This window comes from Pseudomonas berkeleyensis, from assembly GCF_014109765.1.
Classification (GTDB): Bacteria; Pseudomonadota; Gammaproteobacteria; order Pseudomonadales; family Pseudomonadaceae; genus Aquipseudomonas; species Aquipseudomonas berkeleyensis.
Genome location: NZ_CP059139.1, coordinates 5034441 through 5053053 on the forward strand (window position 1 = coordinate 5034441; position 18613 = coordinate 5053053).

Annotated in this window: 20 protein-coding genes; 9 read left to right on the forward strand and 11 right to left on the reverse strand. The window is 63.3% G+C overall.

Annotated elements, in window-relative coordinates:
• Nucleotides 1-46: 46 nt before the first annotated feature.
• Complete coding sequence (locus HS968_RS23450; protein ID WP_182368898.1) at nt 47-1198, forward strand: GGDEF domain-containing protein; 1152 nt, start codon at nt 47-49, stop codon at nt 1196-1198.
• A 16-nt stretch (nt 1199-1214) separates the two neighbouring features.
• The gene (locus tag HS968_RS23455) at nt 1215-1538 is read left to right on the forward strand and encodes a DUF3392 domain-containing protein (protein ID WP_106738472.1); all 324 of its coding nucleotides are present in this window, start codon (nt 1215-1217) and stop codon (nt 1536-1538) included.
• A 24-nt stretch (nt 1539-1562) separates the two neighbouring features.
• On the opposite strand, the gene HS968_RS23460 is transcribed toward HS968_RS23455, so the two are convergent.
• The gene (locus tag HS968_RS23460) at nt 1563-2111 is read right to left on the reverse strand and encodes an AAA family ATPase (protein WP_182368899.1); all 549 of its coding nucleotides are present in this window, start codon (nt 2109-2111) and stop codon (nt 1563-1565) included.
• Between the two features lie 33 nt (nt 2112-2144).
• Here HS968_RS23460 and HS968_RS23465 point away from each other — a divergent pair, with 33 nt between their 5' ends.
• Nucleotides 2145-2573: an N-acetyltransferase gene (locus HS968_RS23465; protein ID WP_182368900.1), complete on the forward strand. Its 429-nt coding sequence runs from the start codon at nt 2145-2147 to the stop codon at nt 2571-2573.
• A 6-nt stretch (nt 2574-2579) separates the two neighbouring features.
• Here HS968_RS23465 and HS968_RS23470 read toward each other — a convergent pair whose 3' ends face one another.
• The 5 genes from HS968_RS23470 to HS968_RS23490 form a co-directional block, all read right to left on the reverse strand.
• Nucleotides 2580-3923, reverse strand: coding sequence for a DUF1329 domain-containing protein (locus HS968_RS23470; RefSeq protein WP_182368901.1), 1344 nt, complete (start codon nt 3921-3923; stop codon nt 2580-2582).
• A gap of 158 nt (nt 3924-4081) precedes the next feature.
• Nucleotides 4082-4798: a tRNA (guanosine(46)-N7)-methyltransferase TrmB gene (gene trmB, locus HS968_RS23475; protein WP_074940038.1), complete on the reverse strand. Its 717-nt coding sequence runs from the start codon at nt 4796-4798 to the stop codon at nt 4082-4084.
• 87 nt (nt 4799-4885) lie between these two features.
• Entirely contained in the window at nt 4886-5680 is a 795-nt protein-coding gene (locus tag HS968_RS23480) for a thiazole synthase (RefSeq protein ID WP_119694207.1), read from the reverse strand.
• 19 nt (nt 5681-5699) lie between these two features.
• A complete protein-coding gene (gene thiS, locus HS968_RS23485) occupies nt 5700-5900 on the reverse strand; it encodes a sulfur carrier protein ThiS (protein ID WP_106738466.1) in 201 nt (66 codons plus the stop codon).
• A gap of 244 nt (nt 5901-6144) precedes the next feature.
• Nucleotides 6145-6516, reverse strand: a complete 372-nt coding sequence (locus tag HS968_RS23490; protein ID WP_119694206.1) for a DUF423 domain-containing protein — start codon at nt 6514-6516, stop codon at nt 6145-6147.
• Nucleotides 6517-6676: 160 nt separating this feature from the next.
• Between HS968_RS23490 and mtgA the strand changes: the two genes are divergently transcribed.
• On the forward strand, nt 6677-7405 hold the full coding sequence (gene mtgA, locus HS968_RS23495) for a monofunctional biosynthetic peptidoglycan transglycosylase (protein ID WP_182368903.1): 729 nt from the start codon (nt 6677-6679) through the stop codon (nt 7403-7405).
• A gap of 114 nt (nt 7406-7519) precedes the next feature.
• On the opposite strand, the gene rpoH is transcribed toward mtgA, so the two are convergent.
• The 4 genes from rpoH to ftsY form a co-directional block, all read right to left on the reverse strand.
• Nucleotides 7520-8374, reverse strand: coding sequence for an RNA polymerase sigma factor RpoH (gene rpoH / locus HS968_RS23500; RefSeq protein WP_024309858.1), 855 nt, complete (start codon nt 8372-8374; stop codon nt 7520-7522).
• A gap of 143 nt (nt 8375-8517) precedes the next feature.
• A complete protein-coding gene (gene ftsX, locus HS968_RS23505; RefSeq protein ID WP_106738462.1) occupies nt 8518-9534 on the reverse strand; it encodes a permease-like cell division protein FtsX in 1017 nt (338 codons plus the stop codon).
• Nucleotides 9534-10202 (reverse strand): cell division ATP-binding protein FtsE, encoded by a 669-nt coding sequence (gene ftsE / locus HS968_RS23510; RefSeq protein ID WP_037005342.1) that lies wholly within the window; start codon nt 10200-10202, stop codon nt 9534-9536. The genes ftsX and ftsE overlap by 1 nt, the downstream gene beginning before the upstream one ends.
• Complete coding sequence (gene ftsY / locus HS968_RS23515) at nt 10199-11542, reverse strand: signal recognition particle-docking protein FtsY (protein WP_182368904.1); 1344 nt, start codon at nt 11540-11542, stop codon at nt 10199-10201. The genes ftsE and ftsY overlap by 4 nt, the downstream gene beginning before the upstream one ends.
• A gap of 143 nt (nt 11543-11685) precedes the next feature.
• On the opposite strand from ftsY, the gene HS968_RS23520 reads away from it, so the two are divergent.
• From HS968_RS23520 to HS968_RS23535, 4 genes are all read left to right on the forward strand, one after another.
• The gene (locus tag HS968_RS23520; RefSeq protein ID WP_182368905.1) at nt 11686-13059 is read left to right on the forward strand and encodes a M16 family metallopeptidase; all 1374 of its coding nucleotides are present in this window, start codon (nt 11686-11688) and stop codon (nt 13057-13059) included.
• Nucleotides 13049-14509, forward strand: coding sequence for a M16 family metallopeptidase (locus HS968_RS23525; RefSeq protein ID WP_182368906.1), 1461 nt, complete (start codon nt 13049-13051; stop codon nt 14507-14509). Before HS968_RS23520 ends, HS968_RS23525 begins: the two co-directional genes overlap by 11 nt.
• Nucleotides 14509-15111 (forward strand): 16S rRNA (guanine(966)-N(2))-methyltransferase RsmD, encoded by a 603-nt coding sequence (gene rsmD / locus HS968_RS23530; RefSeq protein WP_182368908.1) that lies wholly within the window; start codon nt 14509-14511, stop codon nt 15109-15111. The genes HS968_RS23525 and rsmD overlap by 1 nt, the downstream gene beginning before the upstream one ends.
• Nucleotides 15112-15252: 141 nt before the next feature.
• Nucleotides 15253-16236: a hydrolase gene (locus HS968_RS23535; protein WP_182368909.1), complete on the forward strand. Its 984-nt coding sequence runs from the start codon at nt 15253-15255 to the stop codon at nt 16234-16236.
• Nucleotides 16237-16280: 44 nt separating this feature from the next.
• On the opposite strand, the gene HS968_RS23540 is transcribed toward HS968_RS23535, so the two are convergent.
• A complete protein-coding gene (locus HS968_RS23540; RefSeq protein ID WP_106738456.1) occupies nt 16281-16940 on the reverse strand; it encodes a TetR/AcrR family transcriptional regulator in 660 nt (219 codons plus the stop codon).
• A gap of 215 nt (nt 16941-17155) precedes the next feature.
• Between HS968_RS23540 and HS968_RS23545 the strand changes: the two genes are divergently transcribed.
• The gene (locus HS968_RS23545; RefSeq protein ID WP_182368910.1) at nt 17156-18586 is read left to right on the forward strand and encodes a coniferyl aldehyde dehydrogenase; all 1431 of its coding nucleotides are present in this window, start codon (nt 17156-17158) and stop codon (nt 18584-18586) included.
• The last annotated feature ends 27 nt before the right edge of the window (nt 18587-18613 follow it).

Here is an 18613-nt window from a genome sequence, read left to right on the forward strand (position 1 = left end):
TCCGGTAGTCTATGGCGCTTCACCATGCGCAGACAGGGAACCCGTCGTGCTCGACCCGCGCAGCATCGTCTTCATTCTCGCCGCCCTGAGCCTGCTGATGGCCATCGTGCTATCGGCCATGCCCAGCGCCGTGCGCGATCGCCAGCAGGGCGCGCGACACTGGAGCGCGAGCATGCTCTGCGTGGCACTCGCCGCCGTACTGTACGGCTTGCGCGGCATGGTGCCGGAGTCGCTGTCGATGGTGGTCGCCAACGCCTCTGCCATGGGCGCCACCGCACTGATCTACTACGGCGGACGCGCCTTCTTCGAGCAGCGGCGTCATGGCCGACAACTGATCATCGCCCTGCTGCTTGCCAACCTGGGGCTGATCTACTGCTTCTACGTGCAGGATCTCTACGCCATCCGCGTGGTGATTTTCTCCAGCGTCTCCGGGGTCTTGCTGTTCCTGTTCGGCCTCGACGTGCTGCGGCATCGCCCACGCGACACCGGGCGCGCACAATTTCCCTATCTGTTCACGGCGATCACGGTGATCTTCGACGCGCTGGTGTCGCTGGCCCGCATCATCAACGCCGTGCTGAACCCCAGCGGGGGGAGCGACTTCCTCGCACCGACGCCGCTCAATGCCCTGTATTTTTCCACCCACGGCCTGCTGGCGATCTGCATCTCGGTCGGTTTCATCCTCATGCTCAACGAGCGCCTGCATGCGATGCTCGAACACCAGCTCAGCCACGATCCGCTGACCAATGCCTACTCCCGGCCAATGATCTTCGAACTTGCACAGCGTGAGCTGAGCACCCTGCGCCAGCCTCTATCGTTGTTGCTGCTGGATATCGATCACTTCAAACAGGTCAACGACAACCTCGGCCACCAGGGCGGTGACGAGGTGCTCAAGCATTTCGTGCGCACGCTCACGGCCAAACTGCGCTCGAACGAGCCGCTGGGTCGCTATGGTGGCGAGGAATTCATCATCCTGCTACGCGACGTAGACGCCGAATCGGCGCGCATCACCGCCGAACGACTGCGCCAATGCGTTGCCGAAGCTCCGTATCGTCACTCGCAGAGCGATTACCCGATCACCACCAGCATCGGTCATGCCACCGCATATGCGCAGGAGAGCCTGGAGCAACTGCTGCAGCGCGCCGATACGGCGCTGTACCGCGCCAAGCGCGAAGGTCGCAACCGAGTCGAACAAGCCTGACCCTCTAGGAGCCCCAATGGATCTGATACTGGATCTGATCGTCACCCTGTCGCGCTGGAGCCGCAGCCACCTCGGCGATATCTCCCTGGCCATCATGGCCACTCTGCTGGTGCTGTTCGGCCCGGCGATCAACGCCTGGGTTCAACGTACCATCGGCAATCTCAACTTCGTGCTGCGCACCCTGCTGTTCGTGGTGTTCTGCGCCGTGGGCTACGGCCTGGCCATCGTCTTCCTCACGCCCTGGCTGGCCAAGGGCCTGGCGCACTTCAACAACTTCACCCTGGCGCCGGTATTGATCCTGATCTTCGTGGTAATCGGCATCCTCGCCGACCGCAATTAGCGAGCCGTGTCCTGCTTCACGAAGTCAGCTGTGCAGCCACGCCAAAGCCTGCTCGACCAGTTGTTCAGGACTGTCGCACGTCGAATCGAGCCGCAACAACGGGCAGCTCAGTTGTCGCTCGATCCAGGCTTCGTGCATACGCAGGCTGCGGGTCTGCAGGTCACCCTGTTCGTAGCCGGCCGCCCATTCGAGAAATGCCTGGCTCTGCGCATGCATATCGCCACCCGGCTGGATGCGCTCACCATAGCGCTGCGCCTCACGCTGGCGCAGGCGGCGCATGCGCTCCTCATCGTCCAGGCGCAGGAACAGCGCATGGCTGAACGACGGAATCAATGCCTCGCCCCAGCCGCACAGCGAGCCGCTCAACAGCCAATTCGGCGCCTGCGCCGCGTGCTCGCGGATCATTTCCACACGCTGCTGCGGCGGGCGCTTGTGCAGGTAAGGCGGCTCACTGGGCAGCCAGTAGAAATCGTCGGTATCCAGGTGCAGCCAAGCGCAACGCTCGGCCAATGCCCGAGCCAGGGTGGTGGTGCCAGAGCCGGATGCACCGAAGATATGTAACCGAACCGCCATGGATTCACCTCCTTATTCGAACAGGACTTCAAGATGATTCGCCCCTACCGCCCTTCTGACAGCGAAGCCGTACTCACGCTCTGGCTCGATGCCTCGATCCAGGCACACGACTTCGTACCGAAGGCGTTCTGGCAGGAGCAGCTGCCCGCCATGCGCGAGCACTACCTGCCGCAAGCCGAAACCCTGGTGCTGGAGGAAAATGGCCAGACGCTTGGTTTTCTGTCGCTGCATGAACAGCGCCTGGCTGCATTGTTCGTCAGCCCGGACGCCCAGGGCCGTGGCATAGGCCGCCGACTACTGGACGAAGCCAAGCGCAGGCGCGACAGCCTCGAGCTGAGCGTGTACTGCGCCAATACTCGGGCAGTGGCCTTTTACGCAGCCAACGGTTTCGTGGCCGCTGCCGAAGTGCACGACCCGCACACCGGCCAGCCGGAGCTGACGATGCGCTGGTCGCGCGCATGAAGAGGCTCAGTTGCCTTCGCGGCGCAGCGCCTGCGGGGTGAAGTCGCGCGGGGTCAACCTGGCGTTGAAGTCGTACATCTTCTCGTTGTTGTCCAGGCCATCGGCGAAGTAGCGACCGCCCTTGAAGTCGTAGATGGTCTCCAGAGTCGAGCCGAACATCGGTACGTCGTAGTAGCTGATCGGATGCGCTTCCTGCAGGCCGATCAACGCGCCGCTACGGTCATACAGGTCGACGGCGAGGATCTGCCAGCTGTCCTCGTCGAGATAGAAACGACGCTTGCCGTACGGATGGCTGAAGCCGGTGCGCAGATCCGCCTCGACCACCCAGACGCGGTGCAGCTCGTAACGCAGCAATTCCGGATTGATGTGCTTGGCCTGCAGGATGTCGGCGTAGGGAATGCCCTTCTGGTGCACGGCGTAGCTGTTGTAAGGCACCAGCATCTCGCGCTTGCCCAACAGTTGCCATTCGTAGCGATCCGGCGCGCCGTTGTAGGAGTCGACTTGGTCGGCGGTGGCCATGCCATTGGTGTCGGGTTGCAGGGTGTCGTAGGCAAGCATCGGCAGACGGCGCACACGGCGCTCGCCGCGGTTGAAACGCCAGGCCTTGCGAATCGCCAGCACCTGATCGAGGGTCTCTTGCACCACCAGGGCAGAACCAGCCAGCTTGGCCGGAGCCACTACCTTGTACTTGTAATAGAACAGCGTGTTGTCGAGATCCTGCGGCGCAACGCCGTCACGACCATAGAGGAAGTAGACGTCGCGTTCGAGCTTGAGCAGGTTGTAGCTGCCATTGGCGAGCACTGCCGCCTGATTGGTGGCCATGCTGATCTGGTCGCCACGGTAACGCATGATGTGGTTCCAGATGGCTTCCTGGCCGTTCTGCGGCAACGGGAACGGCACGCCAGCAGCGGCACCCTGCACACCGTTGCCACCGGAAATCAGCTCGGCATTCAGCGCATTGAAGCGTGTCGCATCGTAGATACGCTGCGGTGCGGCAGCGCTGCGACGGGTCGGGAACACCCGCAGGTAGAAGCTGGGATTCTGTTGCAACAGGGTCTTGAGACCGACCGGCAACTGCTGCTCGTATTGCGCCAGGTTCTGACTGTCGACCCGATACAGCAGTTTGTCGTCAGCATAGGGATCCGGGTGATGCATGCCCGGCTGGTAATTGCCCGGCGGCGTCGCCAGGCCACCATCCCAGGCAGGAATGGAGCCGCTGGCGTTGCCAGCGCGCTCACCGCCTAAAGGGGTCAATTCCTGCCCGAGGCGCGCAGCCTGGCTAGGGTCGACCTTGGCCTGAGCCTGAAAGGCCAGGGCAGTCAGCAGAAGAATGGAAACCGATCTCAACACAATGCTCTCCTCGCGGCGCCACGACAGCGGCACCGCTAATATCTGCACGCCTTGCAGGCGTACTTATCGTTGTTGTGTCTTGCGGTGAGGCGCCGTCCTGGCCGTCGGGTTATCCCGATCTAATGGTGCATCCTGCTGGTTCTGATTCGGGTCGTTCCTCAGCTCTGGCGTTGGAACTTGAGATCCCATACACCGTGGCCAAGACGCTCGCCACGGCGTTCGAACTTGGTCACCGGGCGCTCTTCAGGGCGCGGCACATAGGTGCCATCGGCAGCCAGGTTGCGGTAGCCAGGCGCGGCGTTCATCACCTCGAGCATGTGCTCAGCATAGTTCTCCCAATCGGTGGCCATATGCAGGACGCCACCGACCTTCAACTTGCTGCGCACCAGTTCGGCAAAGGCCGGCTGGACGATACGACGCTTGTGGTGACGCGACTTGTGCCAGGGATCCGGGAAGAACAGCAGCACGCGATCCAGGCTAGCGTCAGCCACGCAGTCGCGCAGCACTTCCAGAGCATCGCAGCTGTAGACGCGGATGTTGCTCAGGTTCTGCACCATCGCGCCGCTCAGCAGCGCACCGACGCCTGGCTTGTGCACCTCGACACCGATGAAATCCTGCTCAGGGGCGGCAGCGGCCATCTCCAGCGTGGAATGGCCCATGCCGAAGCCGATCTCGAAGGTGCGCGGCGCGCTGCGACCGAATACCTGATCGAAATCACGCAGACCATCTTCCAGCTCCAGGCCGAACAGCGGCCAGCCCTTGTCCAGGCCACGCTGCTGGCCTTCGGTCATGCGTCCGGCACGCATCACGAAGCTCTTGATGGTACGGCGCTGGCGACCGTCTTCGGTCAGTTCGGGCTGTTGGGTATCGGTCATGCTGTGCTCTTGTAGAGTGCTTACGATTTCGCGAACGGCGACCCTGCTTTCAACGCAGCAGGGCCGACGCGCAGCAAATCGTTATCCTTAGTTGATCAGGCCAGTCAGCGGCGACGAAGCACTGGCATAGAGTTTCTTCGGCATACGGCCAGCCAGGTAGGCCAGACGACCGGCCTCGACGGCGTGCTGCATGGCACGCGCCATGAGCACCGGATTCTGAGCTTCGGCAATGGCACTGTTCATCAGTACCGCCTCGCAACCCAGTTCCATGGCGATGGTGGCGTCGGAGGCAGTGCCGACACCGGCGTCGACCAGCACCGGCACCTTCGATTCCTCGAGGATGATGCGCAGGTTGTACGGGTTGCAAATGCCCAGGCCCGAGCCGATCAGGCCGGCCAGCGGCATCACCGCGATGCAACCGATCTCGGCCAGTTGACGGGCGATGATCGGATCGTCGCTGGTGTAAACCATCACGTCGAAACCGTCCTTGACCAGCACTTCTGCGGCCTTGATGGTCTCGATGACGTTGGGAAACAGGGTCTTCTGGTCGGCCAGCACTTCCAGCTTGACCAGGTTGTGGCCGTCGAGCAGCTCACGGGCCAGGCGGCAGGTACGCACGGCCTCGACGGCATCGTAGCAACCGGCGGTGTTCGGCAGGATGGTGTACTTGTCCGGGCTGATCACATCGAGCAGGTTCGGCTCACCAGGGTTCTGGCCAATGTTGGTACGACGCACGGCCACGGTGACGATCTCTGCGCCGGAGGCAGCGATGGCGTCGCGGGTCTCGTCCATATCCTTGTACTTGCCGGTACCGACCAGCAGGCGCGACTGGTAAGTACGACCGGCCAGGGTAAAGGGCTTGTCGCTGCGAACTTGGCTCATGGGAAACTCCTCAGAGGGATCAACCGCCGCCGATGGCGTGCACCACTTCCACCTGATCGCCTTCGGCGAGCAGCGTGGTCTCGTGCTGGCTGCGTGGAACGATGTCCAGATTGAGCTCGACCGCCACCCGGCGCCCGGTCAGATCGAGGCGAACCAACAGGTCGGCGACGCTCTGGTTATCCGGCAGTTCGAAGGGTTCACCATTCAACTGGATGCGCATGACGGCTCGGTCACAACTAGGAAGAGGGCCGGCATTCTAGCCCGTTAGCTGGCCACGACCAAGGCTAAAAGGCGCCATTCGTCCTCATTTCTGACGCCAGAGTCAGAGTGTGTTTACAAAGCAGCGAGCGAAGGTCAGACAAGGCGAAATCAACCGAAAAAGCGGAGTGTACGAGCTGTACATGAGCATTTTGAGGCTGATTTCAACGCAGTATGGCCGAGCGCAGCAATTTGTAGACACCCTCTCAGCTCAGTTTCCAGGCCGCCAGCCCCAGGCAAACCCAGCCGAACAAGAAGGCCACGCCACCAAACGGGGTGATGATGCCCAGCTTGCCGATGCCACTGAGCGTCAGCAGATACAGGCTTCCAGAGAACAACAGGATACCCAGCGCGAAGGCGCCACCGGCCAGATTGACCAGCCGGCCCGGAGCATGCAGCGCCAGCAGACCAACACCGAACAGGGCCAGCGCATGGATCAGCTGATAGTGCGTGCCGGTCTGGAACACCGTCAGGTATTCGGCGCTTAGCCTGTGCTTAAGGCCATGCGCCGCAAAGGCGCCCAGGGCCACCCCGGTAAAACCGGCGAAAGCGGATAACAGCAGCCAGAGACGAGCCATGGAACCTCCAGGTGAGATCGACGTGCACGCAGTTTAACCATTGAGCCTGGGGGCGAAATGGTTGTTATTGTCACACCTGCGCGCAATCGTGCGGCTGCTCGGGAATTTCCCCAGCGATTTTTTGTTTTAATAGCGCCACCTCCGATCGTTGCGAGACCCCATGCTCCGAGCCCTGACCCGCCGCCTGCTGAAACTGCTGCTCTGGCTGATGCTGGCCAGTGCGCTGCTGGTGCTCGCACTGCGCTGGGTACCGCCGCCCGGCACGGCCTTGATGATCGAACGCAAGATCGAATCCTGGGGCGGCGAACAGCCGCTGCAGCTCAAGCGCCAGTGGCGTCCGTGGAACGAGCTACCGGATCATCTGAAGATGGCGGTAATCGCCGCCGAGGATCAGAAGTTTGCCGAGCATTGGGGTTTCGACATCAGTGCGATCCAGGCGGCATTGACGCATAACCAGAGCGGCGGCTCGCTGCGCGGCGCCAGCACCCTCAGCCAGCAAGTGGCGAAGAACCTTTTTCTCTGGTCGGGCCGCAGCTGGCTGCGCAAAGGCCTGGAGGCCTGGTTCACCGCGCTGATCGAATTGCTCTGGTCCAAGGAACGCATCCTCGAGGTCTACCTCAACAGCGTCGAATGGGGCGATGGCATCTTCGGCGCCGAAGCCGCCGCACAGCACCACTTCGGTGTCGGTGCACCCTATCTGAATCGTCAGCAGGCCAGCCAACTGGCCGCCGTGCTGCCCAATCCACTGCGCTGGAGCGCGGGGCGCCCGAATGGCTACGTTATTCGCCGCGCCGCCTGGATTCGCCAGCAAATGAATCAGCTGGGTGGCAGTCACTACCTCAACCTGCTCAAGGCGCAGCGCCCGGAGTGGTGGCCACGCTGGTTGTAGGGTGCGCCGTGCGCACCACCGGTAATCCGCATGAACAGGCGGTGCCCACAGCGCACGCTACTTCACAAGCACAAAAAAGCCGCACCTGGGTGCGGCTTTTTCTTTTGCGGCAGGTCAGGCGGCGATACAGCCCTTGAGCTTGTTCATCGCGTTCTTCTCGAGCTGACGAATCCGCTCGGCCGACACGTTGTACTTGGCAGCCAGGTCGTGCAGGGTCGCCTTCTCCTCGGCCAGCCAGCGCTGGTAGAGAATGTCGCGGCTGCGCTCGTCGAGGCTTTCCAGCGCTTCGTGCAGGTTGCTGCTGGAACTGTCGCTCCAGTCGGCATCTTCGAGCTGGCGGGCCGGGTCGTAGCGATGGTCTTCCAGATAATGCGCGGGCGACTGGAAGGCGCTGTCGTCGTCGGCATCGGCTGCCGGGTCGAACGCCATGTCCTGGCCGGTCAGGCGACTCTCCATTTCGCGCACTTCGTGCGGCTCGACGCCCAGGCTCTCGGCCACGGCAGTCACTTCATCGTTGTTCAGCCAGGCCAGACGCTTCTTCTGGCTGCGCAGGTTGAAGAACAGCTTGCGCTGCGCCTTGGTGGTGGCCACTTTGACGATGCGCCAGTTCTTCAGGATGAACTCGTGGATTTCTGCACGAATCCAGTGCACGGCGAAGGACACCAGGCGCACGCCCATTTCCGGGTTGAAGCGCTTGACCGCCTTCATCAGGCCGACGTTGCCTTCCTGGATCAGGTCGGCCTGGGCCAGACCATAACCGGAGTAGCTGCGCGCGATATGCACCACGAAACGCAGGTGAGCCAGCACCATTTGGCGGGCGGCCTCGAGATCCTGCTGGTAGTAGAGATTTTCGGCCAGTTCACGCTCCTGCTCGGGCGTCAGCAGCGGAATGCTGTTGACCGCATGCACGTATGCTTCCAGGTTGGCGCCTGGAACCAGAGCATGAACAGGTTGCAAGGAAGTGGACATTCGAATCCTCCGATTCACGAAACTCGTGCAGTTTAGCACTGCGCTATCTGATGCAGGGCCTGTGGATAAGTTCCCTGATAGATAGTCAATATCAACCAAAACAATGACTTGTCAGCTTGCGTTCAGCTTCGCTGAATGGCGCCTCAGCGGGGCGCCAGTTCATTGAGATGACGCGCCACAGCCAACCAGGCGCCAATATAGCCCAACAGCACGGCGCCGAGCAGCAGCGAAAAACCGTCGGACGAAGGTACGCCACCCAGCGCGAAATCGCTACCGTACAAGCCGGCCAAACGTACTACAGCATCGTTCAGCCAATCCAGCCCGAAAGCCAGCAGCAGCCAGGCGAAGATACCGGCACCGAAACCGTACAACGCGCCCATATAAAGGAAGGGACGCCGCACGTAGCCATCGGTTCCACCTACCAGCTTGATCACCTCGATCTCGGCACGGCGGTTCTCGATGTGCAGACGGATGGTATTGCCGATCACCAGCAGCAGCGCCAGGATCAACAACAGGCTGAGGCCGAAGACGAAGCGATCACCCAGCTTGAGGATCGCGGTCAGGCGCTCGACCCAGACCAGATCGAGCTGTGCCTGCTCCACCTTCGGCAGCTCCGCCAGACGCTGGCGCAGTGCTTCCAGCTTGGCCTTGTCGACTTCCTTGGGCGTTACCAGCACCACGCCTGGCAGCGGATTCTCCGGCAACTCCTTCAGCGCCTGGCCAAGGCCGGACAGCTGCTGGAACTCTTCCAGCGCCTGCTCGCGGCTGATCCACTCGGCTTCGGATACGTCATCCATCGCCGCGATCTGCTCGCGCAGTGCCTGGCCATCGCGCTCGCCAGCGGACATGTCGAGGAACAGGGAAATCTGCGCCGCACGCTGCCAGGAGCCGCCGAGCTTCTCGACGTTGTCCAGCAGCAGCGACAGGCCCATGGGCAGGCTCAACGCCACGGCCATCACCAGGCAGGTGAAGAAACTACCGATGGGCTGGCGCGCCAGACGGCGCAGGCTATCGACCAGGCTGGCGCGGTGGCTTTCCAGCCAGGCATTGAGCAGGGTACGAAAATCCGGCTCATCCGCCGGGCCATCCACTACCTTGTTACGCGGCGCCGCGCCGACACGTTCGGCCGGTTGCGGCGTAGGCATCTTCGATGCGCTCATCAGGCAGCCTCCCCATCACCGATCAGGCGACCACGTTGCAGGGTGAGCATGCGCTGGCGCATGCGCGCGATCAGCGCCAGGTCGTGGCTGGCGATCAACACCGTGGTACCCAGCTGGTTGATGTCTTCGAACACGCCCATGATCTCGGCAGCCAGGCGCGGGTCGAGGTTACCGGTGGGTTCGTCGGCCAGTAGCAGGGCTGGACGATGGACGATGGCACGGGCAATGCCGACGCGCTGTTGCTGACCGGTGGACAGGTCACCCGGCGATTGCGCGGCTTTGTCGCTGAGGCTGACGCGCTCCAGCGCGGCACCGACGCGCTTGGCGATCTCCGGCTTGGACAGGCCGAGGATCTGCAGCGGCAATGCGACGTTGTCGAACACGGTGCGGTCGAACAGCAGTTGATGGTTCTGGAACACCACGCCGATCTGTCGGCGCAGGAAGGGAATCTGTGCATTGGTGATGGTCGACAGATCCTGCCCGGCCAGCAGCAACTTGCCGCTGGTGGGCCGCTCCATTGCCAACAGCAGACGCAGCAGCGTGCTCTTGCCGGCGCCGGAGTGACCGGTGACGAAGAGAAATTCGCCGGGGCGAACGCGGAAGCTCAGCTCGTGCAGCCCGACATGACCATTGGGGTAACGCTTGGCGACCTGCTCGAATCGGATCATGCCCGCTCACGCTCCTCGAAGAGTGCCTGGACGAAAGCCTGCGCCTCGAATGGACGCAGGTCATCGATACCCTCGCCCACGCCGATGTAGCGAATCGGCAGACCGAACTGCTTGGCCAGGGCGAAGATGACGCCGCCTTTGGCGGTGCCATCGAGCTTGGTCAGTGCCAGACCGGTGAGGTTCACCGTCTGGTTGAACTGTTTGGCCTGGCTGATCGCGTTCTGGCCGGTGCCGGCATCGAGCACCAGCAGCACTTCGTGCGGCGCCGTCTCGTCCAGCTTGCCGATCACCCGACGCACCTTCTTCAGCTCTTCCATCAGGTTGTCTTTGGTGTGCAGGCGGCCGGCGGTGTCGGCGATCAGCACATCGACGCCGCGCGACTTGGCGGCCTGCACCGCATCGAAGATCACCGAAGCCGAATCGGCACCGGTGTGTTGGGCGATCACTGCGATGTTGTTGCGTTCACCCCAGACCTGCAGCTGCTCCACGGCAGCAGCGCGGAAGGTATCGCCTGCGGCAAGCATGACCTTCTTGCCTTCAAGCTGGAGTTTCTTGGCCAGCTTGCCGATGGTGGTGGTCTTGCCGGCACCGTTCACACCGACGACGAGAATCACGTAGGGCTGCTTGACTGCGTCGATGACCAGCGGCTGCTCGACCGGCTTGAGCAGGGTCACCAGTTCTTCCTGCAGCGCCTTGTACAGCGCGCCGCTATCGGCCAGCTCCTTGCGCGCCACGCGCTTGGTCAGGTTGCCGATGATGGTGGTAGTCGCCTCGACGCCCACGTCGGCGGTCAGCAGGCGGGTTTCCAGATCGTCGAGCAGGTCGTCGTCGATGGCCTTCTTGCCGAGGAACAGGCTGGCCATGCCTTCGCCGAGGCTGGCGCTGGTCTTGCTCAACCCCTGCTTGAGGCGAGCGAAGAAACCGGGTCTTTCCTGCGTGGCCGGCGCAGCGGCGGGAGCCGGCGGCGTCACCACCGGCGCGGGCACGACCTCGACGATGGGCTCGGGCACCACTGGCGGCTGTTCGGCAACCACAGGGGCAGGCGCTTCGACAACCACCGGTTCAGGCTGCGGCGGCTGTTCAAGAGCGACAGGGGATGGGGCCTCGGGCTCGATAACTGGATCTGCAGCCGGTGTGTGTTCGGGAGCAGGCGGCTCGACAGGTTCGGCAGTGGGCTCAAGCTGCTCGACTGGCGCAGCCACAGGCTGAACCGGCTCGGCAGGGGTCTCTGCCGGTTTCTTGCGCCACCAGCTGAACAGGGATTTCTTTTCTTCGGTCACAGGCGGGATCTGCGCGCCAGCCTCGGCCGGCGACTTCTTGTCGTCATTGGAACCAAACATGGGTCGCTTGCATCTCAGGGGAGCGGACAGCTAACAGGCTGTAAAGCCTTGCCGCGCCGCCCCGGAAAAGGATGGGGTATCCTAGCACCTCTTCGCCCGCCGGCGGTACGACCGCCCAGGCTATCCGACAGGTCTGACTTTCGATGAATGCCATTGCCCGCCGTTCCCTCGGCCTGCTGTTCGGCGCCCTTTGCGTGCCACTCGCGGCCTTCGCTTCTCCCGCTCAACCCACCCACGAATTCGAACTGGACAACGGCCTCAAGGTCATCGTCCGCGAGGATCACCGTGCGCCCGTGGTGGTCTCGCAGATCTGGTACAAGGTCGGCTCCAGCTACGAGACGCCCGGTTCCACCGGCCTGTCTCACGCACTGGAACACATGATGTTCAAGGGCAGCCGCAAGTTCGGCCCCGGCGAAGCCTCGCGCATCCTGCGCGAACTGGGCGCCGAGGAGAACGCCTTCACCAGCGACGACTACACCGCTTATTACCAGGTGCTGGCCAGTGATCGTCTGGGCGTGGCCCTGGAGCTGGAAGCCGATCGCCTCGCCAGCCTGAAACTGCCGGCAGATGAATTCGACAAGGAAATCGAAGTCATCAAGGAAGAGCGTCGCCTGCGCACCGACGACCGCCCGTCCTCATTGGCTTACGAACGCTTCAAGGCAATGGCCTACCCGGCCAGCGGCTACAACATCCCGACCATCGGTTGGATGGCGGATCTGCAACGCATGCACATCGACGAGCTGCGCGCCTGGTATCAGAAGTGGTACGCACCGAACAACGCCACCCTGGTGGTGGTCGGGGACGTCAGCGTCGATGAGGTCAAGACTCAGGTTCAGCGCTACTTCGGCGACATCCCGCGCCGCGAAGTGCCGACCGCCAAGCTGCCGCTGGAGCTGGCTGCACCGGGTGAACGACGCACCACGCTGTATCTCAAGACCCAGCTGCCGAGCCTGATCATGGGCTTCAACGTACCGGGCATGGCCACTGCCGAAACGCCACGCCAGGTTTATGCCCTGCGTCTGGCCGCCGCCCTGCTCGATGGCGGCTACAGCGCACGCCTGTCCACGCGACTGGAGCGTGGCGAAGAGCTCGTTTCCGGCGCCAGCGCCTGGTACAACGCCTTCCCCCGTGGTGACAGCCTGTTCATCCTCTCGGCCACGCCCAACGTGCAGAAGGGCAGAACCCTGGAGCAGGCCGAAGCCGGTCTGTGGCGCGAGCTGGAGGAGCTGAAGAAGGCCCCGCCGTCCGCTGCCGAGCTGGCACGCGTACGCGCTCAGGTCATCGCCGGCCTGGTCTACGAGCGCGATTCGATCACCAGCCAGGCCACCAGCATCGGCCAACTGGAAACCGTCGGCCTGTCCTGGCAACTCACCGATCAGGAGCTGACCGAGCTGGAGGCCGTGACCCCGGCCGATATCCAGCAGGCCGCCCGCACCTTCTTCGTCCGCGACCGTCTGAGCGTCGCCCACGTTCTGCCCGAAGAGTCACGTCATGAGGAGTCCCGCCATGAAGACTGAGCACCGCCGCCTGGGCCTGCTCGGCCTGGTTCTGTCCAGCGCACTGGTGCTGGGCGCCTGCGCCAACCTCTCTGACAATGCGCCGACGGGCGATGCAGCCAAGCTGCAGTCCCTGGCCGCACTCGACGGCAAGGCGCCAACCCGCCGCACCCTGGAGATCCAGACCTGGAACACCGCGCAAGGCGCCAAGGTGCTGTTCGTCGAAGCCCATGAGCTGCCGATGTTCGACCTGCGCCTAACCTTCGCCGCCGGCAGCAGCCAGGACGGCGACGTGCCGGGCCTGGCCACCCTGACCAACGCCATGCTCAACGAAGGCGTGCCGGGCAGGGATGTCGGCGCCATCGCCGCCGGTTTCGAGGGCCTCGGCGCCGAATTCGGCAATGGCGCCTACCGCGATATGGCCGTGGCCAGCCTGCGCAGCCTCAGTGCACAGGAACAACGTGAGCCGGCACTGGCCCTGTTCGCCGAAGTACTGGGCAAGCCCACCTTCCCCGCCGACTCGCTGGCACGGATCAAGAACCAGTTGCTCGCCGGTTTCGAGTTCCAGAAGCAGAACCCAGGCAAGCTGGCCAGTCTGGAGCTGTTCGAGCGCCTGTACGGCAAGCACCCCTACGCTCATCCGAGCGACGGCACCGCCCAGTCGATTCCGGCGATCACCCGCCAGCAACTGCAGGCTTTCCATGCTCGTGCCTACACTGCCGGCAATGCGGTAATCGCGCTGGTCGGCGACCTGTCACGCGCCGAAGCCGAGGCCATCGCCAATCAGGTGTCGGCTGCCTTGCCGAAGGGCCCGGCACTGGCGAACATCGCCCAGCCACAAACGCCGAAGGCCGGCGCCAGCCATATCGAATATCCGTCCAACCAGACCCACCTGCTGATCGCCCAACTCGGCATCGACCGCCGCGACCCGGACTACGCTGCGCTGTACCTGGGCAATCAGATCTTCGGTGGCGGCGGTTTCGGCACACGCCTGATGAGCGAAGTGCGCGAAAAGCGCGGTCTGACCTATGGCGTCTACTCCGGCTTCAGCGCCATGCAGGCGCGTGGCCCGTTCATGATCAACCTGCAGACCCGTGCCGAGCTCAGCGAGGGCACTCTGAAACTGGTCAAGCAACTGCTCACCGACTACCTGCGTGACGGCCCCACTCAACAAGAGCTGGACAATGCCAAACGCGAGCTGGCCGGCAGCTTCCCGCTGTCCACCGCGAGCAATGCCGCTATCGTCGGGCAGTTGGCCTCGATGGGCTTCTACGACCTGCCCTTGAGCTACCTGGACGATTTCATGCGTGACGTGCAGAGCCTCACGACCGAGCAGGTGAAAGCGGCAATGGCCAAGCATCTCGACCCGGAAGCACTGGTGGTGGTCACTGCCGGTCCGACAGTGGCGCAGAAAGAACTGCCGCCGCCCACCGACCGCCCGGCCGAACAGACCAGCACGGTGCCGCACTGATGCGCGCACGCACACCGCAGAAATCGGCCGCCAAAGCTCATGGCGGCCAGGGTCAGTTGCGCATCATCGGTGGCGAGTGGCGTTCGCGGCGCTTCGCCTTCCCCGACGGGCCGGGCCTGCGCCCGACCCCGGATCGTGTGCGCGAAACCCTGTTCAACTGGCTGGCGCCTTATGTCGAGGGCGCCCATGTGCTCGACCCCTTCGCCGGTAGCGGTGCACTGCTGCTCGAAGCCCTGTCGCGCGGTGCCGCCAGCGGCCTGGCCTGCGACCTGAATCCAGCATCGGTTGCGGCATTGCGTGGGCACCTGGCGACATTGCAGTGCAGCAATGGCGAAATTCAGCTGGGCGACGCCCTGCAATTGCTGGCCCGCCCGGCGCCGCGTCATTTCGATATCGCCCTGCTCGACCCGCCATTCCACAAGGATCTGCTGCAGGACGCCTGCACGCTGCTGGAGACGCAGGGCTGGCTGGCCGATAACGCCTGGATCTATACCGAAAGCGAGACGACGCCTTCGACCCTGGGCCTGCCCGGCAACTGGCGTCTGCACCGCGAAAAGCACACCGGCCAGGTGCATTACGCACTGTGGCAAAGAAACGCGTAGGGCGGACTCAGGAGCGCCAGCGAACAGTCCGCCTGGTTCATGCCACAAAGCCCCCTCTCTAGCACCTGCGTCATGAGAGACTCCGCAACGGCGTACTGCTTCGCGAGTACGCCCTACCCCAGAATAACGACCGACCACCTGATGAACACCGACTTTCGCCCCGCCTGGTGGCTCCCCGGCCCGCATCTGCAGACGCTGTGGAACCCCTTCTGTCGCAAACCGCCGCAACTGGAACGGCAGCGCGAACGGCTGTGGCTGGACGATGGCGACTTCCTCGACCTCGACTGGCATGGCCCACATGACGCCCATGCGCCGCTGGTGCTGGTCCTGCATGGCCTGACCGGCAGTTCCAATTCGCTCTATGTGCTGGGCCTGCAGCAGGCGCTGGCCTCGCGTGGCTGGGCCAGTGCCGCGCTGAACTGGCGCGGCTGCTCCGGTGAACCCAATCTGCTGCCGCGTGGCTACCACTCTGGCGCCAGCGAAGATCTGGCATCGGCCGTGGCGCATCTGCGCACGCAACGACCAATGGCCCCCTTGTACGCCGTCGGCTATTCGCTCGGCGGCAACGTGCTGCTCAAGTACCTGGGTGAGAGCGGCGAGCAGAGCCAGCTGCAGGGCGCGGTGGCGGTCTCGGTGCCGTTTCGTCTGGATCAGTGCGCCGACCGCATCGGTTTGGGCTTCTCGCGGGTGTACCAGGCGCACTTCATGCGCGAGATGGTCGCCTACGTGAACAACAAGCAACGCCTGTTCGTTGAGAGCGGCCAGGGCGAACGCCTGTCGGTGCTGGAGCGCCTCGGCCCGCTGGATGGCATGCGCACCTTCTGGGACTTCGACGGCCGCATCACTGCGCCGCTGCACGGCTTCGCCGATGCTCACGACTACTACCGCCGCGCCTCCAGCCGTTTCTACCTGGGTGAAATCCGTACGCGCACGCTGATTATTCAGGCCGAGGACGACCCCTTCATCTTCCGTCACAGCCTGCCCGAAGCCAGCGAACTGGCCCCAGGCACCGAGTTCGAGCTGCATGCCAAGGGCGGGCATGTCGGCTTCGTCGAGGGCAGCCCGCGCAAGCCGGTGTATTACCTGGAACGGCGCATCCCACAGTGGTTGGCTGACCTCGGCTAATCGCGGCTGAAGCCGCTCCTACCAAGGCCGAGCGCGCGAGGTCATCACCCCAGCACCTGCTCCAGCGGCACATGCAGCCGGGCATACAGCGCTTCGACCGCCTCGCGCGCCGAGGGCGCAATGTAGCCCCCCTCCAACGCAAGCACCTGATAGATACCGCGGCGCAGCATGTCCTGGCTGAGGTTGTCCGGGTTGGCCCCGGCGGTGCAGAGAAAGCGCACCCAGGAAGTCATGATGATCCAGCTATTGAGCGTCAGCGCCTCGATCTGCGCCGGATTCATCAACAGGATGCCCGCCTCGACGAATCCCTGGTAAATCGACTGCGCCCCGACCAGACAACGCCGGGCGAAGGCACGGTAGCGCTCGGCCAGTTCGGCGTCGGAATCCAGCAGGTGCTCCAGATCGCGGTGCAGGAAGCGGTAGTGCCACATCGCTGCCAGCAGTGCTTCCAGATAGAAGGTCTTGTCTTCCACCGTCAGCGCACGGCCTTCGGGCAGACGCAGGAAGCTGTCGACCTGCGCTTCGTATTGAGCGAACAGCTCGGCGATGATCACCTGCTTGTTGCGGAAGTGGTAATACAGATTGCCCGGCGACATGCCCAGGTGCGCAGCGATGTGGTTGGTGGTGACGTTGCGCTCGCCCTGGCTGTTGAACAGGGCCAGGCTCTCGGCAACGATGCGGTCGCGGGTCTTGGGTGGCGCCATGACGCAGCTCGATCTCGACTTCAAAAGTGGCAAAGGTACAGGCGAAACAGCCGAAGTGTTACCCCTCGATGCATCGCATACCCCGCAGCAGGCCTTTGGTTAGGGTGCAGCGATGACAGCGACGCGGCATCCTATTTGACACATTAGAGTAATTGCTCTAAAAATCCAGCACAGTCTTTCCCTAGCACCCCGCTGGAACGTCGAGGAGAAACCCAATGGTCGCCGACATCGCCTACCTGCAGCAGAATCAACAGCAGATCACCCAGCTGGACAGCACCTTCACCCTGCAGCGTGCGGCCTTTGCCAGCAACCCGATGCCATCGGCTGAGCAACGTATCCAGTGGCTGAAATCCCTGAGTGAGCTGTTGACCGAACAGCAGGACGCACTGGTCGCCGCGATCTCCGAGGACTTCAGCAACCGCTCGGCCGACGAGACCCTGCTGGCCGAACTGATGCCCAGCCTGCATGGCATTCACTACGCCACCAAACGCATCAAGAAATGGATGAAGCCGTCGCGGCGCAGCGTCGGCATGCAGTTCATGCCCGCTTCGGCCAAGGTGATCTACCAGCCGCTGGGCGTGGTCGGCATCATCGTGCCGTGGAACTACCCGCTGTTTCTCGCCATCGGCCCGCTGACCGGTGCACTGGCTGCCGGCAACCGGGTGATGATCAAGATGAGCGAGTCCACCCCGGCCACCTCGCAGTTGGTCAAGGATCTGCTGGCGCGCATTTTCCCCGAGGATCTGGTCAGCGTCGCCCTGGGCGAAGCAGAAGTTGGCATGGCCTTCTCCAAGCTGCCGTTCGACCACCTGCTGTTCACGGGTGCCACCAGCATCGGTAAACATGTGATGCGCGCCGCCGCCGAGAACCTGACCCCGGTGACCCTGGAGCTGGGCGGCAAGTCACCCGCCATCGTCTCGGCCTCTGTACCACTGGATCACGCCGCCGAGCGCATCGCCTTCGGCAAGACGCTCAATGCCGGGCAAACCTGCGTGGCGCCGGACTACGTGCTGGTGCCGCGAGACCGCATCGACGGTTTCGTCAGCGCCTACCGCGAGGTCGTGCAGCGCTTCTACCCAGCGCTCAAGGACAACCCGGACTACACCGCGATCATCAACGAGCGTCAGCTGGCACGCCTCAACGGTTATCTGCAGGACGCCCAGACCAAGGGCGCGCGCATCGTCCCGCTGTACCCTGAGGCCCAGGGCCGACGCCTGCCACAAAGCCTGGTGCTGGACGTCAACGACGATATGAAGCTGATGCAGGACGAGATCTTCGGCCCGCTGCTGCCAGTGGTGCCCTACGACCGTATCGAAGATGCCTTCGCCTACGTCAACGCACGACCACGGCCGCTGGCGCTTTACTACTTCGGCTACGACAAGCGCGAGCAGCAGCGCGTGCTGCATGAAACCCACTCCGGCGGCGTGTGCCTGAACGACACCCTGCTGCACGTAGCCCAGGACGACATGCCGTTCGGCGGCGTCGGCCCGTCGGGCATGGGCCACTACCACGGTCATGAAGGCTTCCTGACCTTCAGCAAGGCCAAGGGCGTGTTCATCAAGCAGCGCTTCAACGCCGCTCGGCTGATCTACCCGCCTTACGGCAAGGCGATCCAGAAGCTGGTCTACAAATTGTTCGTACGCTGAAACGACGCGGGCCTGGCCCGTTCTACG